At 51.5% G+C, this 16,465-nt stretch carries 15 protein-coding genes and 1 tRNA gene; 14 read left to right on the forward strand and 2 right to left on the reverse strand.

The features are described 5' to 3' along the window. The first annotated feature begins 1 nt into the window (after position 1). From C8E01_RS09550 to C8E01_RS09580, 7 genes are all read left to right on the forward strand, one after another. The gene (locus tag C8E01_RS09550; protein WP_116543143.1) at positions 2 to 565 is read left to right on the forward strand and encodes a gluconate 2-dehydrogenase subunit 3 family protein; all 564 of its coding nucleotides are present in this window, start codon (positions 2 to 4) and stop codon (positions 563 to 565) included. 82 nt (positions 566 to 647) lie between these two features. Then, positions 648 to 1,805, forward strand: coding sequence for a Gfo/Idh/MocA family protein (locus tag C8E01_RS09555; protein ID WP_207774885.1), 1,158 nt, complete (start codon positions 648 to 650; stop codon positions 1,803 to 1,805). A 25-nt stretch (positions 1,806 to 1,830) separates the two neighbouring features. Beyond that, entirely contained in the window at positions 1,831 to 2,304 is a 474-nt protein-coding gene (locus C8E01_RS09560; protein WP_116543145.1) for a c-type cytochrome, read from the forward strand. Positions 2,305 to 2,313: 9 nt separating this feature from the next. Beyond that, on the forward strand, positions 2,314 to 3,072 hold the full coding sequence (locus tag C8E01_RS09565) for a 3-keto-disaccharide hydrolase (protein ID WP_116543146.1): 759 nt from the start codon (positions 2,314 to 2,316) through the stop codon (positions 3,070 to 3,072). A 74-nt stretch (positions 3,073 to 3,146) separates the two neighbouring features. Beyond that, entirely contained in the window at positions 3,147 to 4,409 is a 1,263-nt protein-coding gene (locus tag C8E01_RS09570) for a nucleoside permease (protein ID WP_116543147.1), read from the forward strand. 17 nt (positions 4,410 to 4,426) lie between these two features. Then, the gene (locus tag C8E01_RS09575) at positions 4,427 to 5,317 is read left to right on the forward strand and encodes a hydroxypyruvate isomerase family protein (protein WP_116543148.1); all 891 of its coding nucleotides are present in this window, start codon (positions 4,427 to 4,429) and stop codon (positions 5,315 to 5,317) included. Positions 5,318 to 5,373: 56 nt separating this feature from the next. After that, positions 5,374 to 6,330 (forward strand): sugar phosphate isomerase/epimerase family protein, encoded by a 957-nt coding sequence (locus tag C8E01_RS09580; protein ID WP_116543149.1) that lies wholly within the window; start codon positions 5,374 to 5,376, stop codon positions 6,328 to 6,330. Positions 6,331 to 7,050: 720 nt separating this feature from the next. On the opposite strand, the gene C8E01_RS09585 is transcribed toward C8E01_RS09580, so the two are convergent. Further along, positions 7,051 to 7,127 (reverse strand) — tRNA-Arg (locus tag C8E01_RS09585). A 191-nt stretch (positions 7,128 to 7,318) separates the two neighbouring features. Here C8E01_RS09585 and C8E01_RS09590 point away from each other — a divergent pair. After that, positions 7,319 to 7,735, forward strand: a complete 417-nt coding sequence (locus tag C8E01_RS09590; protein WP_116543150.1) for an organic hydroperoxide resistance protein — start codon at positions 7,319 to 7,321, stop codon at positions 7,733 to 7,735. A 54-nt stretch (positions 7,736 to 7,789) separates the two neighbouring features. On the opposite strand, the gene sucC is transcribed toward C8E01_RS09590, so the two are convergent. Further along, positions 7,790 to 8,992: an ADP-forming succinate--CoA ligase subunit beta gene (gene sucC / locus C8E01_RS09595; RefSeq protein ID WP_116543151.1), complete on the reverse strand. Its 1,203-nt coding sequence runs from the start codon at positions 8,990 to 8,992 to the stop codon at positions 7,790 to 7,792. Between the two features lie 234 nt (positions 8,993 to 9,226). Between sucC and C8E01_RS09600 the strand changes: the two genes are divergently transcribed. The 6 genes from C8E01_RS09600 (at position 9,227) to C8E01_RS09625 (ending at position 16,432) form a co-directional block, all read left to right on the forward strand. After that, positions 9,227 to 10,312: an AI-2E family transporter gene (locus C8E01_RS09600; protein ID WP_116543152.1), complete on the forward strand. Its 1,086-nt coding sequence runs from the start codon at positions 9,227 to 9,229 to the stop codon at positions 10,310 to 10,312. A 372-nt stretch (positions 10,313 to 10,684) separates the two neighbouring features. Continuing rightward, on the forward strand, positions 10,685 to 11,389 hold the full coding sequence (locus C8E01_RS09605) for a PKD domain-containing protein (RefSeq protein ID WP_116543153.1): 705 nt from the start codon (positions 10,685 to 10,687) through the stop codon (positions 11,387 to 11,389). A gap of 167 nt (positions 11,390 to 11,556) precedes the next feature. Beyond that, the gene (locus tag C8E01_RS09610) at positions 11,557 to 12,222 is read left to right on the forward strand and encodes an ABC transporter ATP-binding protein (RefSeq protein ID WP_116543154.1); all 666 of its coding nucleotides are present in this window, start codon (positions 11,557 to 11,559) and stop codon (positions 12,220 to 12,222) included. A gap of 296 nt (positions 12,223 to 12,518) precedes the next feature. Next, the gene (locus C8E01_RS09615) at positions 12,519 to 13,325 is read left to right on the forward strand and encodes a hypothetical protein (RefSeq protein ID WP_243409506.1); all 807 of its coding nucleotides are present in this window, start codon (positions 12,519 to 12,521) and stop codon (positions 13,323 to 13,325) included. Between the two features lie 140 nt (positions 13,326 to 13,465). Then, entirely contained in the window at positions 13,466 to 15,385 is a 1,920-nt protein-coding gene (locus C8E01_RS09620; RefSeq protein ID WP_116543155.1) for a RecQ family ATP-dependent DNA helicase, read from the forward strand. A 54-nt stretch (positions 15,386 to 15,439) separates the two neighbouring features. Then, positions 15,440 to 16,432 (forward strand): 2-hydroxyacid dehydrogenase, encoded by a 993-nt coding sequence (locus tag C8E01_RS09625; RefSeq protein ID WP_116543156.1) that lies wholly within the window; start codon positions 15,440 to 15,442, stop codon positions 16,430 to 16,432. Positions 16,433 to 16,465: the final 33 nt, after the last annotated feature.

Consider the following 16,465-nt stretch of genomic DNA (forward strand, 5'->3'; position numbering starts at 1 on the left):
TATGAATAGAAGAGAAGCGATAGCCGCCGTAGGCTGGGTGCTGGGCGGAACACTCGTCAGCGCCGAACTGCTGGTGTCCTGCACCTCCAAACCTGCCAGGGTAAACGACTTGTTTGACGAAGCCCAAGTAATCTTTTTAGATGAAGTAGGCGAGACCATTCTGCCTGCGACCAGCACACCGGGCGCCAAGGCTGCCAACGTGGGGGCCTTTATGGCCGTTATGGTGCAGGACTGTTACAAGAAAGAAGACCAGCAGGTGTTTCTGGATGGCCTCAAAAAACTGGACGAAGCAAGCGAAAAGAAATTTAACAAAGGTTTCCTGAAGCTGGACACTGGCCAGCGCACTACGCTGCTCCGGGAGCTTGACGAGGAGCAGAAAGCGTACATGGCAAGCAAGCAGCCGGAGGAGCCGAGCCATTATTTCCGGATGATGAAAGAGCTCACCATGCTCGGTTTCTTCTCGTCGGAAGTCGGGGCTACACAGGCGCTGCGCTACATCGAAACACCCGGTAAATACGACGGTTGCATGGACTATAAAAAAGGAGACCGGGCCTGGGCCACCTGATTTGATTTTTTGTTTGCGCACAGGTATACAATAGCATCACCAGGTATAGCGGGTTAAGCTATACCTGAAAGATTCAGAACATATGCATAAAAAATTACGCTTAGGGATGATAGGTGGGGGCAAGGGAGCTTTCATCGGGGCGGTACACCGCATCGCGGCGCAACTGGACGGCGCTTACGAACTGGTGTGCGGCGCTTTTAGCAGCAACCCCGAGAAATCCCGTGCCTGCGGTGCCTCGCTCGGCCTGTCACCAGACCGGGTGTATGATTCGTACCAGGAACTGTTCCGGCAGGAGGCGCAGTTGCCGGAAGATGAGCGCGTGCAGGTCATCAGCATCGTCACCCCCAACCACCTGCATTTCGAACCGGCCCGTATGGCGCTGGAGCATGGCTTCCATGTGGTGCTCGACAAACCCATGACCTTCTCACTGCAGGAGGCCCTTGAGCTGCGCAGCATAGCCGACCAGTCTGGTAGGTTGTTTTGCCTGACGCATACCTATACCGGCTACCCCATGGTAAAAGAGGCGCGCCAACTGGTGGCCTCCGGCAAGTTAGGCAACATCCGGAAGGTGTATGTAGAGTACCCGCAAGGCTGGCTGAGCCGGTTTGAGGAAGGGGGCGACAACAAGCAGGCATCCTGGCGCACAGACCCCAGCCAAAGCGGTATAGCAGGATCCATGGGCGATATCGGCACACATGCTTTTAATCTGGCAGAGTACGTCAGCGGGCTGCAGGTAACGCAACTCTGTGCTGACATCAACATTGTGGTAAAAGGCCGGAAACTCGACGATGACGGCGCCGTGCTGCTGCGCTTTGACAATGGGGCCAGCGGTGTGCTGATAGCAACGCAAGTGGCGGCCGGGGAAGAAAACAACCTCCGCATACGGGTGTACGGGGAGCATGGCAGCGTAGACTGGCAGCACGCAGACGCTAACACGCTACAAGTAAAATGGCTGGACCGCCCTACCGAGTTATGGCGCACCGGCACTGGTTACGTTAGTTCCTACGCCCAACACAATGCCCGCACACCGGCCGGTCACCCGGAAGGTTATCTGGAGGCATTCGCTAACCTGTACCGGAACTTCGCCTTGTGCATCAAAGCAGAAATGGAAGGGGAGAAGCCACAAAAAGAATGGCAGGATTACCCAAGTATAGAAGAGGGTGTACGCGGAATGGCTTTTATCAAAAATGTAATCGCCTCCGGGAAATCCGATAAAAAATGGACTGATTTTAAGGTATAGCAATTACCAAAATAAGACTACCAAGATGAAAAACATGATTATGCTTTTAGGATGCTGCGCTTTGCTGGCAGCCTGCAATAGCGGAGACGAGTCTACCACAACAGAAGATAGGCAGATTGGGAATTCAGAAGTAGACTCTACTGCAGCAGCGGCTGTAAACGCCGCCATCCGGCAGCCGGAAGTAGACACAAGTATCATGAACATCGGCACAGACCGCACGGCTGGCGCAACTTCAACCCAAAGCACCGTGAAAGGCGAAAAACTGATTGCCCAGTCTGACTGCATGGCATGCCACAGGGTAGACGAAAAGCTGGTGGGGCCTTCCTATACCGAAGTAGCCCGCAAGTATGAGGCCACTGATAAAAACATAGACTACCTGGCAAGTAAGATAATAGAGGGCGGTGCCGGTGTATGGGGTGAGATCCCGATGGCGGCACACCCAAACATCAGCAGAGAAGACGCCCGTGAAATGGCCCGTTACATTGTATCCCTTCGATAAAAAACAACTATGCTACGCAACATTCTCCTTGGTATAATCCTAAGCACCGTGCTGGTGTCCTGCCAGTCCCCGCAATCAGAAAACGACATGGCTACCACCGAAAATGAAAACACGCAGGCACAGGCCACCCCTGTAGAAGAAGGCTGGGAAAACCTGTTCGACGGCAAGACCACGCAAGGCTGGCATACCTACGGCAAAGACAGCATTGGCAAGGCCTGGAAAGTAGAGGACGGTACGCTGCGCCTCGACGCCTCCAGCAAGAAAGACTGGCAGACCAGCGAGGGCGGTGATATCGTGACGGCACAGAAATTTGACAACTTTCACCTGCAGCTCGAATGGCGCATCGCCCGCAACGGCAATAGCGGCATCATGATTTATGTGCAGGAAGATCCGGCTAAATACGAATATGCCTGGCATACCGGACCCGAAATGCAGGTACTGGACAATGAGGGCCACCCGGATGCCAAGATAAAGACACACCGCGCCGGCGACCTTTACGACCTGATAGCCAGCAGCCCGGAAACAGTGAAGCCGGCAGGAGAGTGGAACGCAGTCGAGATTATCAGCAACCAGGGTCAGCTGGAGTTTTACCTCAACGGCACGAAGGTGGTTAGTACTACCATGTGGGACGACAACTGGCGAAAGCTGATAGCCGGAAGTAAGTTTAAGGATATGCCGGACTTTGGTGCGTTCAAATCCGGCAAAATAGCCCTGCAAGACCACGGAGACGATGTGTGGTTCCGCAATATCCGGATTAAAAGACTGTAACTAATAGACCTATACCTTGGCGAGTGTTTGCCGGGGTTGCCATTGTTTCAACCTTATCATGTAACGCTTCCCTTATGCATTCACTCACCCGCATCAAATTATCGGTCATGATGTTCCTGGAGTTTTTTATCTGGGGCGCATGGTTTGTTACGTTGGGTACCTACCTGCTGGCCAACCTCGAAACATCCGGCACGCAGGTAGGTATGGCATTCCTGACGCAGTCCATCGGGGCCATTGCGGCGCCCTTCTTCATCGGGCTAATAGCCGATAAGTTCTTTCCGGCGCAGCGCATTCTGGGTATACTTCACCTGATAGGCGCGGGGCTGCTCTGGCAGGCATCGGTCGTGGCAGACTTCGACAGCTTCTATCCGTTTATCCTGGTCTACATGATTGTTTATATGCCCACATTAGCGTTGGTCAATTCCATCTCGTTTCGCCAGATGAAGGACCCCAGCAAAGAATTTCCTCCGATCCGGGTGCTGGGTACGCTGGGTTGGGTAGTGGCCGGCCTCACCATTGGATGGCTGAACTGGGAGCAGACCAATCAACTGGATCTGACTTTTAAGATGGCTGCTTTAGCCTCGGTGCTGCTGGGCTTGTTCAGCTTTACCCTGCCCTCCACACCGCCGGTTAAGAAAGGGGAGAAAACAACGTTTGCCGATTTGGTGGGGCTCGATGCTATTGGTATATTAAAGAACCGTTCTTACCTGCTTTTCTTCCTGTCGTCGGTGGCTATCTGTGTGCCGCTCGCATTCTATTATGGCTTTACCAACCCCTTCCTAAACGAAGTAGGTATGGAGGCGGCTGCGGGCAAGCAATCGCTCGGGCAGATTTCGGAATTGTTATTCATGCTGCTGATGCCCTTTTTCTTTATCAGGCTGGGTGTGAAGAAAATGCTGGCAATTGGCATGCTGGCCTGGGTGCTGCGCTATGTGCTGTTTGCCTTCGGCGATGTGGAAAGCGGCTACTGGATGCTGATAGGCGGCATCGTGCTGCACGGCATCTGCTACGACTTCTTTTTCGTGACCGGGCAGATCTATACCGACAACCTGGCTGGTGAGCGTTTTAAGAGTTCTGCCCAGGGGCTGATTACACTGGCCACCTATGGCGTAGGTATGCTTATCGGCTCTTTGCTTTCGGGTGTGATCGTAGATGCGTACCAACTCCCTTCAGGCGGCCACGACTGGAGAACGATTTGGCTTATACCTGCGGCTATTGCCGGGGTAGTGCTCCTGCTGTTTGTGCTGTTTTTTAAAGATAGAAACACGGCGCAGCCAATCAGCAACCCCCTTACGCCGGAAGCCGAAGCAGCCCCAGCCGTCGGAAAACTACCCTAGCTATACCTGATACTATCATGTCATTTGAGAAACAAAGAAGAACCGCACTGAAAGGTATTGTTGCCGGAACTGCCGCGCTTACAACAGCTGGCCTGCTGCCAGCCATAACAGCCTGTGCCCAGCAACCGGCAGGAAATACGCAGCTGAAAGGAAACATCAACCATGCTGTCAGCCGCTGGTGTTTTAGCGACCTCACCGTAGACGAGCTCTGCAAGGCGGCAAAAGAAATGGGCATCCGGGGAATAGACCTGGTTGGTCCGAAAGACTGGCCTGTGCTAAAGCAGCATGGACTGGAATCAACGATGTGCAATGGCGCTGAGATAAGCCTGACAGAAGGCTGGAACAATACGCAGCACCATGCCACGCTCATCAAAAACTACTCGGACATGATTCCGATGGTGGCTAAGGCCGGGTATACGAACCTGATTTGCTTTAGTGGCAACCGCAACGGAATGGATGACGAAAGTGGCCTGCAGCATGCGGTGGAAGGGCTGCGAAAAATTCTGCCGCTCGCCGAAAAGCACAAGGTCGTACTGGTGATGGAGCTGCTCAACAGCAGGGTTGACCACAAAGATTATATGTGCAGCCGTACTTCCTGGGGGGTAGAGTTGGTCAAGCGGCTGGGTTCCGACAATTTCCGGCTGCTCTACGATATCTACCACATGCAGATTGACGAGGGCGACATTATCCGGACAATCCGCGACAACCATCAGTATATTGCCCATTACCATACCGCCGGCGTGCCGGGGCGTAATGAGATAGACGAGACGCAGGAGCTAAATTATCCGGCTATCATGCGGGCCATCCGCGATACCGGATTTAAAGGCTACGTAGCGCAGGAGTTTATTCCGACACGCTCCGACAAACTGGCTTCCTTGAAACAGTCCATCCAGATTTGTGATGTTTAACAAAGGTATAGCCGCAGTATGGAGGCAAAACGTAATCTTCACTTCAAAATAAGACCATGAAAAACAGGCGCTCTTTTTTGCAGCAGCTGGGAATGCTCTCTGCAGGATTTGTGCTGACCCCGGCGGCAATCTCGTGCAGCTCCCCCGAACAGCGCACCGATGAAGCAACAGGTATAGCAGATGCCTCTGGCGAAGCAGTGACAGGCAACACACGGGCCACTCTTGACGCGATTGGCCTGCAGCTCTATACCTTGCGTGAGGTAATCGGCAGCGATGTGAAAGGCGTGATAGGGAAGGTGGCCAGGGCTGGTTACCGTGACGTGGAAACCTATGGCTACTCAAAAGAAAACGGTTTTTGGGGCTTGCATCCCAAGGCGTTCCGGGAGTTGCTAAATGCCAACAACCTGACCTCCAGCAGCGGCCATTACGATTTTGGCCAGTATGCCGCCACTGGAAACACGGACCAGGTGAAAACCTATATTGATGCTGGAAGAGAGCTTGGGCAAGACTACATTACAGTGCCCTACCTAGGGGAAGAGGTGCGGAAAGGTGCCGATGCGTACAAAGCCATTGCCGAGAAGCTGAACAAAGCAGGCGAACTATGCCAGGCCTCGAACCTGCAACTCGCTTACCATAACCACGATTTTGAGTTCCAGCGTTTCGGCGATACCACCGGGTATGACATACTGCTGAAAGAAACCGACCCGGAGCTGGTGAAATTCGAGGCCGACCTGTATTGGTTTGTGCGGGGCGCACAGGACCCGCTTGCTTATTTCAGGCAGCATCCGGGGCGCTTTGTGATGTGGCATGTGAAGGATATGGATAAAAACACCCCAATCCTGAACACGGAAATTGGTAGCGGCAGTATAAACTATGCAACCATTTTCGAACAGGCGCAACAGTCAGGTGTGGAGCGTATCTTTGTGGAGCAAGAGAACTTTACCGCCTCCATGGATCCCTTTGAAAGCATCAAACAAAGTTATGACTATGTGAAAGAAACGCTTTTGCGTTAGCGCCATCATCAGGACAATTCCTCAAGATCTAACACGGCTCTCACAAAGAATACGTGTAATTCGTCTGTGTGCAGGCAGGTGAGTCGGTTTACCGCCGTTCAAACTTCTGAAGTACCTGCATTTTGTCCTTTCGCTGGTACCAGTCGTTGTACACCAGCTCTATCTCCTTCTCTCATGCCGGGGGCCGGCTCCAGCGATAGCTTGGACTGCACGCCGGTCACTGCGATCTGGCTGCGGACCATCTGCTCTGCCAGTTCCTCCAGCTGCGTTTCGGTGTATGGCAGGGTAGGAGGAGTAGCCTAGCCGAAGAGTTTTTTGATACACCTCAGGTGGAAGTTTGCGTCCCCTTCTGACAGTGGCTGGTAACAAAACAGGCACGTACTCATGACTCAGCCTCCTCTGCCACGAGGTGAATGCTCAGCGCTGCTCCTATGCAATTCTTACAACAGGTCAGCAGCAGCCCCTTATGTTCCCTTGGGTTCAGTTTACAGTTTTCGGTTATATCCCGTGCTTGTTCAGCAGTCTAGTGAACTTGACAAGATATCTGGCTAAGATAGTGAGACAGTCTTCTTTTGGTCACAGCGGTTTTGTCCATCCTTTGCCCCGGCTTAAGGTACTGTGAGATAATGAAGGTGACATATGATGAAATGGCTGATACATGGCAATGGAGCAATAAAAAAGCGCTAACCACTTTGCAGTAGCTAGCGCTTGAAATTGTACTGGTGCACCCGAGAGGATTCGAACCCCTAACCCTCGGAGCCGAAATCCGATATTCTATCCAATTGAACTACGGGTGCTTATCGTGTTGCAAAAATAGAAACAATGCGCTAAAAAGGAAATTTTAGTATCGATATTTATAATTCAGAAAGGTATAGCGGGCAGGTATTAATGTATAATGCACTCTTAATTGCTTCATACCTAAAACAATAAGAAGAATTTGAGAGTTAATAAATAATATTTCAAATCAAGCAAACGAAATCAGGAAGCTATGGAAACAGTGTATACGGCAGAGGTTACTGCCACAGGAGGCCGCAGAGGCCATGTTACATCATCAGATGGCGTGATTGATATGCCACTCTCATTGCCTGAGGGTCTGGGAGGGGAGAAGGGGAAGTCTAATCCAGAGCAGCTGTTTGCGGCAGGGTATGCGGCCTGTTTTCAGAGCGCCTTGCTGTTAGTGGCTGGTAAGCAGCATATCCGGTTAAATCCGGAGTCTACTGTAAAGGCGCACGTGGACTTACTCAAGTCAGAGGACGGAAAGTATGGCTTGGGCGTGAAGTTGGAAGTACACTTGCAGGGACTTGAAAAGGATAAAGCAAAAGAACTCGTGGACGAAGCGCATGAGGTGTGTCCTTACTCGGTCGGCACGCGGGGCAACATCAATGTGGAGTTAGAGATTGTATAAACAAAAGGGGCTGCCATCACTGGCAGCCCCTTTTGCTTATATATGTTGCTCGGATTAAGCTCCTACTTCAGCCAATACCTGCTTCACTTTCTCAGCGGCTTCTTTCAGCGCTACAGCAGAGTATACCTTCAGGCCAGACTCGTCGATGATGCGGGCGCCTTCTTCGGCGTTTGTTCCTTGCAGACGAACAATGATTGGCACGTTGATGTCGCCGATGTTCTTGTAAGCCTCCACTACACCGTTGGCAACACGGTCGCAACGAACGATACCGCCAAAGATGTTGATCAGGATAGCTTTCACGTTCGGGTCTTTCAGGATGATGCGGAAACCAGCCTCAACCGTCTGTGCGTTTGCCCCACCCCCTACGTCCAGGAAGTTAGCAGGCTCGCCGCCAGAAAGCTTGATGATATCCATGGTAGCCATCGCAAGACCGGCACCGTTTACCATACAGCCTACGTTGCCATCCAGCTTCACGTAGTTCAGGTTCGACTCGCTTGCCTCTACTTCCAACGGATCTTCTTCTGAAGTATCGCGCAGGGCAGCCAGGTTTTTGTGACGGAACAGGGCGTTGTCGTCCAGGTCCACTTTGGCGTCTACTGCCAGAATTTTGTTGTCAGAAGTCTTCAGTACCGGGTTGATCTCGAACATAGAAGAGTCGGTGTCAACATAAGCTCTGTAGAGGTTGGTGATGAATTTCACCATTTCCTTGAAAGCTTCACCCTGCAAACCAAATGCGAAGGCAATTTTGTTGGCCTGGAACGGACGCAGCCCTACAGCCGGGTCAATCCACTCTTTGATGATTTTCTCAGGCGTTTTCTCAGCCACTTCCTCGATGTCCATACCACCTTCAGTAGATGCCATGATCACGTTGCGGCCTTTGGCGCGGTCCAGCAGGATGCTCAGGTAGTACTCCTTCGGATCAGACTCGCCAGGGTAGTATACGTCCTGCGCTACGAGTACTTTCTGTACCAGTTTGCCTTCAGGACCAGTTTGGTGCGTTACCAGCGTCATACCCAGGATGTCGTTAGCGATCTGCTTCACCTGATCCAGGTTTTTGGCCAGCTTTACGCCACCGCCTTTACCACGGCCACCCGCATGAATTTGCGCTTTGATCACGTGCCAGCCTGTGCCGGTTTCTTCGGTCAGTTTCATAGCCGCTTTTACAGCCTGGTCTGGCGTTTCCGCCACGATGCCTTCCTGTATGCGAACGCCGTAGCTTTTCAGAATCTCTTTAGCCTGATATTCGTGTATGTTCATGCTTTCAGTTTTATTGGACGCACGAAAGTAAGCCTTTATCGGCTTAAATTCAAGTAATAGGTTTTTAAAATATTGGGCTTTCGCCACCAGCGCCTTTCTGCTTATCTCCGTCGTGGCAGCCCGTCAGATACTGGCATTCTGTTGACCGTGCGCAGGAAGAGTAACTGTAAAAGGTAGTTTGCAGTAAGTATAGGCAATTCGAGCGTTATAACTGAACTTATAAAAAAGCGGACGATGCTTCCAAAACTTTCATTTGCCAAACGCGTGGCGCTGGCCGCTTTTATCGTGTTGCTGATTGTCTCTGGGTTTTACCTGCTGATCGAGGCGACTTACTTCTTCCTGTTGGTGTTTGCCGGTATTCTGCTGGCTGTGCTGTTTTGCGGACTTACAGACTGGGTGGTGGGGCATCTTGGCCTGAAACGCTGGCTGAGCCTGTTGCTGGTAACGCTGCTGGTTTTTGGCCTGTTAATAGGGGCCTTTATGCTGGTAGCGCCTACTGTTTATGAACAAGCCGGTGAAATGCGCGAAACAATCCCACAGGCTTTCAGCAGTTTGCAGGAGTGGCTGAGCCAGTATAACTGGGGCCGCCGGTTAGTAGAGCAGCTGCCCGAAGACTACAACCGGATGATGCCTGAGCAAAAGGAGCTGTTGCAACGCGTTACGGGCGCTTTTTCATCTACGCTGAGCCTTCTGGCTGACTTTTTCATTGTGGTGATCACGGCGCTATTCTTTGCATCAAACCCGACACTCTACACCCACGGCTTTGTGAAGCTCTTTCCCGAGCACCGGCGCACCCGGATATTGGAAGTGCTGCACAAATGCTACTATACCTTGAAAATGTGGCTACTGGGTATGTTGTCAGCCATGGCGATCATTGGTGTCAGCACGGCCCTGGCGTATACGATCATCGGCCTGCCGCTGGCTTTAGCACTTGGCCTGATCGCCTTTTTTCTGGCGTTTATACCGAACATCGGACCCTGGTTAGCAGGTATACCTGCCGTGCTGGTCGGGCTTACGGTAGGTCCCGATATGGCGCTCCTTGTCATCATCGTGTACGGTGGCATTCAAATGGTGGAGTCTTACGTCATCACCCCGATAATATTCCAGAAAACGGTGGATCTGCCTCCTGCCTTGCTACTCTTCTTTCAGGTGCTGCTGGGTATACTACAGGGCGGATTAGGACTGTTGATGGCGGCCCCCATCCTGGCTGTGCTGATTGTCGTGATAAACGAACTGTATGTAAAAGACGTGTTGGAGAGCAAGAAGGAAGAAGAAGGAGTCACGGTGCAGGAAGGTGGAAGCGCAGAGGTAGAGAGCTGATGTTTCAAACAAGTCCTGCGAGCAGGACTTGTTTTCTAAGCGGCCTGTGTCGGTGTGTAGCATTGTCTTATGGCTTTGGCAAACAGAACCTTGATCTACAGATAATGTTGTAAAGGGAATGATGCAAAGAGTATTTACGAGGTTTCTTAAACCAGATATCCGGTCTGGCCTTTTATCAGGTATAAGGTTCTGTGACTTCACCTCAGATTGCAATGGTTTTACCAAATTAACCAAGTACTTGATGCTCTAAGTTAATATGGATTTCGTACATCTAATCGTAATAGCAATAGAAGGTTTACAGATCTGAAAACGAATGGTTTGTATTTAAAAATGGAAGGTATATGACAAAACAATAGTTTCACAAATAAGGGCATGAAAAGGCACCTCTGTTCGTCCAGAAATCTAATTTTTACACTCCTCCTGCTATGCGTTGCATGTAACAAAGAAGAAGGTGCTGTTTCCCCTGACATTCCACCCCAACCCATTGCTCCAATTGCACGTGCCGGCAATGATACAACCATCTATCACCCGTATAAAGATTACATTTTAAACGGCAGTGCCAGCACAGACCTGGATCGTAACATTGTCTCTTATCAGTGGAGATTAATTGCAGGACCTTCCGCAGTCAAAATTTCGCAAGAACACTTTTCAAATGTCAAAGCTCATGCAAGTGGGCTTACTGCGGCTGGCAATTATGATTTTGAGTTGATTGTGACCGATGCGGATAAGCTGTCTGCAAAAGATACGGTGACAGTTACAATCATTGTTCCGAAAGAAGTGCCCGCATGCTCTGATCCAAAGGAATTTATTTTCAAAGATCTTGTCTGGGACTATTCCTGGATCATGGAGATCGATATTTACAATTTCTATTCAAACCTTCCAGCAAACAGCCAGATTCAAAAGGTCTACATAAAAAGAGACAATTCCAACGAGTGGGAGCCCGTTGTATACCTGGCTGAGTCTTCCGGTTATAGCCTGCACACATGGGATTATGGGAATGGAGTATTCGTTATTTACCCAAGTAATAATAATATGGAAGACGATACCCCTGATGTGAAAATCGAGTACTGCAACTAGACACGTAAACACAAGGCATCTTTGTTATGACAGAAGTTAACCCTGTTCCCGATGGGCTGGCACGGAGCTGAGGGCACTGCTAAATTTTGGACGGCAGGTACCTCACTTATACTTTTGTTTTGTAGCTTTGACAGATAATTCATTGTCAAACACATTACCGCCAGATCGTGCTGCAAGTCGTTAACGTTCACAAGAAATACGGTTCATTGGAAGTGCTCAAAGGTATAGACCTCACCATCCATGCCGGCGAAGTTGTTTCCATTGTAGGCGCTTCGGGCGCTGGCAAAAGCACACTGCTGCACATTCTGGGTACGCTCGACTCCGCCGATACCGGCGATGTGCTTTTTGATGATAAGAACATTTCCCGCCTCAATGCGTCTGAACTGGCGCGTTTCCGCAACCGGCATATTGGCTTTATCTTTCAGTTTCACAACCTGCTACCGGAGTTCACGGCCCTCGAAAACGCGTGTCTGCCCGGCTTTCTGGCCGGTCGTCCGGAGCTGGAAGTAACCGAGCGTGCCGCCGAGTTGCTCAGCATGCTAAACCTGGGGCACCGCATGCACCACAAGCCTTCGGAGATGTCGGGTGGTGAGCAGCAGCGCACGGCTGTGGCACGCGCCCTGATCAACTCGCCCCGCATCATCTTTGCTGACGAGCCCAGCGGTAACCTGGACTCGCACAACGCACAGGAACTGCACGAGATCTTCTTCAAGCTGCGCGACGAATTCAACCAGACCTTTGTGATCGTGACGCACAACGAACAACTGGCCACCATGGCCGACCGCAAGCTAATCATGAAAGACGGCCTGATCGTGCAGGAGGTAAAAGCCTAAGCTATACCTACATCATTCTTTTGTGAGCAATACCTGGCCAGATTTGGCTGGCTTTTCTCTAATGCCTTCCCTCGAAATCAAATTCCAAATTCCACGCGCTTATCTCAATTGTAATTTTCACGTACAATATATCCCCCCTTTGCTTTTCTGTGCTAAATCGGAGGCAAATGAAGCGGGGAACATATTTTCCTGAAAAAAATTTACAAATAGCTGATAATCAGCGATTTGCAATGCATATTTTTTGTTATTTTTTGCACCATTTCAGGAGCAGGTATGTTTGATATATGTACTAATACATGAAAACTAACGAAGATATGAGTCAAGTGAATAAAGAGACAAAAGTGGAGAGGAAGCCGAAGGTAGAGAGCTATGATATAGCGAAATCTGATGAGACGCTTCACTTAGCTGTTGACCTGGCTAAGTTTATAAAAGAGAACAGGTTATATCAAAACATACAAGGTAAAGAGTACGTGAACGTGGAAGGCTGGCAGTATGCCGGTTCCCGTCTGGGTATCTTGCCGGTGGTAGAGCATGTTGTGAACATCAGCACCGACGACGAGATCAAGTACCAGGCGAAGGTAAACCTGCTCGATCTGCGCAGTCAGCAGGTGGTGGGTGCTGGCTTTGCGATCTGCTCCAACAAAGAGCAGGGCAAGAAGTACTACCAGGAGTTCGCGATCGCCTCGATGGCGCAGACCCGTGCCATTGGTAAGGCGTACCGCAACATTCTGGCCTGGATTATCCGGGCAGCCGGTTACGAGCCGACTCCGGTAGAGGAGATGGACTATGCAGGTAATGATTCGTCTGCCAAGCCAGCTGTTCCTACGGAGAAGAAGGCGACCATGAAGGCTGCTCCGGCTACAGCGGCTGCTGAAGCCGCCGCTGCGGATGCTGAGCCGGCCACGGCTGGTGTGCGTTATGCATCGGCCAAGCAGAAAGAGGAGATTATCCGTCTGCTGAACAACCCGGTGATCACGCGCCAGGAGAAGACTAAGATGTTACTCAACATTAATAGATTTGACGAAGAGCGTGCCGCGCAGGCGATCGAGAAGCTGAAGAAGGTGATCGAAGACCGAGAAGATGGTCAGTCTGCTGCCGCTTAATACAACAACAATCTACTATTAAAAACCTGCCTCGAAAGAGGCAGGTTTTTTTGTATACCTTCGGCGTGCTTTTTCTCAGGAATGACTGGCAGTTAGTTTAGCCGATATACCTTATCTTCGCCTTTGTAAAACACGCATCCTTGCAGGACATTCACCACATATTGCGCACCTATTGGGGCTATGACCAGTTCAGGCCTTTGCAGGAGGACATTATCCGTTCGGTCCTGGCAGGGCAGGACACGCTGGCGCTACTGCCAACGGGTGGAGGTAAGTCGATCTGCTTTCAGGTGCCGGCTATGGCCATGGAGGGGATTTGCCTGGTGATCACGCCGCTGATCGCGCTGATGAAGGACCAGGTGGAACAGCTCAAAAAGCGCGGTATACCTGCCGTGGCCATCTTCTCGGGTATGAACCGGCGCGAGATCGACATTGCGATGGACAATTGCGTGTATGGCAACGTCAAGTTTCTATACCTGTCGCCTGAGCGTTTGCAGACTGAGCTGTTTCAGGAGCGGGTGAAGCGGATGAAAGTAAGCTTGCTGGCCGTGGACGAGGCGCACTGTATCTCGCAATGGGGCTACGATTTCCGGCCGCCCTACCTGGAACTGGCCGCCCTGCGCGAAACGCTGCCGGCTATACCTGTGCTGGCCCTCACGGCCACGGCCACCGAGCAGGTGCGCGTCGATATACAGGAGAAGCTGGCTTTCAAAAAGCAGAACGTTTATGTCAAGAGCTTTGCACGGGCCAATCTGTCGTACTCCTGCCTCTACACCGAAGACAAAGTGGGACGCCTGCTCGAGATCCTGAACCGCATGCCGGGGCAGTCCATCGTGTATGTGCGCAGCCGCCGGCAGACGGTTGAGATAGCCCGGTTCCTGCAGAGCCGGCGTATACCTGCAGCGGCCTACCATGCCGGCCTCAAGTTTGAAGAGCGCAACAAGACACAGCAGGCCTGGATCGAAGACAAAGTACGGGTAATCGTGGCAACCAATGCCTTCGGGATGGGCATCGACAAACCGGATGTACGGCTGGTCGTGCATCTTGATCTGCCTGAAAGCCTGGAGGCCTATTACCAGGAGGCAGGCCGTGCGGGGCGTGACGAAAAGTACGCCTATGCCACCCTGCTTTACGGCCCGAGCGACACCAAAGACCTGCTGCAGAAAGTGAAGGAGGCGCATCCACCACTGGAATTGATCCGGCGGGTATACCAGTGCCTGGCCAACTACTACCAGATCGCGGTGGGCAGCGGCTTCATGGGCAGCTTCGATTTCGACCTGGCTGCCTTATCCAAGAATTATAAACTGTCTGCACTCGAAACCCACCACGCCATCAAACGGCTGGAAGGGGAAGGCTACGTGCAACTCAATGAGGCTTATTACAGTCCGTCGCGGCTATACCTGCTGCTTGACAACATAGCGCTTTATGAGTTTCAGGTAGCCAATGCTGAGCACGATGCCCTGCTACGTTTGATCCTGCGTATGTATGGCGGCGAGGCTTTTACAGGCTTTGTAAAGATATCGGAACGCAAACTGGCCGAGCAGCTCAAGAAGCCGGAACAGGAAGTGCGCCGCAAGCTTGAGTATCTGCACAAACTACAGGTGCTGGTGTACGAGCCACAACATGATGCACCGCAACTGGTTTTTACGGCGCCTCGCCTGGATGCCGCCAACCTGCCGCTCAATCACAAAAAGCTGGAGCAGCTGCGCGACCGTGCCTTAAAGCAGGCCAAAGAAATGGCGCATTATGTAGAGACCACCAACCGCTGCCGCACGCAGTTGCTGCTGGAATACTTTGCCGAAGTCAGTGACAAGAGCTGCCGCATTTGCGATTACTGCCTGGCGCAGCGCAAAAAGGAGCGTGAGGGACACGAGCAACAGGCCTTGCGGCAGCAACTACTACAAGTAGTGCAGACCAAAAGTCTTCTGCCAAAAGAACTTGTGCAACAGTTTGAAGCCAAGCATTCCGAGACCGTGACCGAGCTGTTACGCGAACTGGTTGACACCGGCATCGTGAAATATGGCGAGAACGGCAAGCTATACCTGGCGGCGGAACAGGTATAACTGACCGGAGGTTTTGCGTATAGCCCTATACCTGATCACCAAAACCGCCTCGCTATGAACGTCCTCTTTTTCAGCTCCAAGGTATACGACAGCACTTTTTTCAATACCGCCAACGCTACCCACCAGCACAAACTCAGCTACCTCGAAGTACCGCTCAACAAGAATACTGCTGTGCTGGCAAAAGGATACGAAGCGGTTTGCATATTCGTAAACGACACGGCCAATTCGGAAGTGCTGCGACTGTTGGCCGAACAGGGCGTAAAGCTGATCGCCCTGCGCTGCGCCGGCTTCAACAACGTCGACCTCGAGGCGGCCGCTGCTCTTGGAATGAAAGTAGTGCGGGTGCCGGCTTACTCGCCCTACTCCGTGGCCGAACATACCCTGGCACTTATCCTGACACTCAACCGCAAAACCCACCGCGCCTACAACCGTGTGAAGGAAGGTAACTTTGCGCTAAACGGCTTGATGGGCTTCGACCTGAACGGCAAAACTGTCGGCCTGATCGGACTCGGAAAGATCGGTTTGGTGACGGCAAAGATCTTGAAAGGCTTCGGCTGTCGGGTGTTGGGCTATGACATTGAAAAACGGGATGAGTTTGACGAGATCGGTATTGAGTTCTCAGACCTGGCCACCCTCTATGCCAACTCCGACATCATCTCCCTGCACTGTCCACTCACCCCGCAAACGCACCATATTATCAATAAACAAACCATCGCCCAAATGAAGCCGGGCGTGATGCTCATCAATACCAGCCGGGGAGCGCTTGTCGATACCAAGGCGGTCATCGCCGGTCTCAAAAGTGGTCACATCAAATACCTGGGCATCGATGTGTACGAGGAGGAAGCCGATCTGTTCTTTGAGGACCTGTCGGATCGCGTAATACAGGACGATGTGTTCATGCGGCTGCTCTCGTTCAACAACGTGCTCATCACAGGGCATCAGGCTTTCTTCACCAGCAACGCCCTTAACAGCATCGCTAGCGTTACGCTCCAGAATATCGAAGACTTTGAGCAGGGGCGAAAGCTGGAAAATGAAGTAAAGGCCTAAATTATACCTATACCTGGTTATACCTTCCAACAC

The sequence above is a fragment of the Pontibacter virosus genome, from assembly GCF_003096355.1.
Classification (GTDB): Bacteria; Bacteroidota; Bacteroidia; order Cytophagales; family Hymenobacteraceae; genus Pontibacter; species Pontibacter virosus.

Coding starts and splice junctions, on each gene's coding strand:
- C8E01_RS09550 (WP_116543143.1), top strand. CDS start 2: ATGAATAGAAGAGAAGCGATAGCCGCCGTAGGCTGGGTGCTGGGCGGA.
- C8E01_RS09555 (WP_207774885.1), top strand. CDS start 648: ATGCATAAAAAATTACGCTTAGGGATGATAGGTGGGGGCAAGGGAGCT.
- C8E01_RS09560 (WP_116543145.1), top strand. CDS start 1,831: ATGAAAAACATGATTATGCTTTTAGGATGCTGCGCTTTGCTGGCAGCC.
- C8E01_RS09565 (WP_116543146.1), top strand. CDS start 2,314: ATGCTACGCAACATTCTCCTTGGTATAATCCTAAGCACCGTGCTGGTG.
- C8E01_RS09570 (WP_116543147.1), top strand. CDS start 3,147: ATGCATTCACTCACCCGCATCAAATTATCGGTCATGATGTTCCTGGAG.
- C8E01_RS09575 (WP_116543148.1), top strand. CDS start 4,427: ATGTCATTTGAGAAACAAAGAAGAACCGCACTGAAAGGTATTGTTGCC.
- C8E01_RS09580 (WP_116543149.1), top strand. CDS start 5,374: ATGAAAAACAGGCGCTCTTTTTTGCAGCAGCTGGGAATGCTCTCTGCA.
- C8E01_RS09590 (WP_116543150.1), top strand. CDS start 7,319: ATGGAAACAGTGTATACGGCAGAGGTTACTGCCACAGGAGGCCGCAGA.
- sucC (WP_116543151.1), bottom strand. CDS start 8,992: ATGAACATACACGAATATCAGGCTAAAGAGATTCTGAAAAGCTACGGC.
- C8E01_RS09600 (WP_116543152.1), top strand. CDS start 9,227: ATGCTTCCAAAACTTTCATTTGCCAAACGCGTGGCGCTGGCCGCTTTT.
- C8E01_RS09605 (WP_116543153.1), top strand. CDS start 10,685: ATGAAAAGGCACCTCTGTTCGTCCAGAAATCTAATTTTTACACTCCTC.
- C8E01_RS09615 (WP_243409506.1), top strand. CDS start 12,519: ATGAAAACTAACGAAGATATGAGTCAAGTGAATAAAGAGACAAAAGTG.
- C8E01_RS09625 (WP_116543156.1), top strand. CDS start 15,440: ATGAACGTCCTCTTTTTCAGCTCCAAGGTATACGACAGCACTTTTTTC.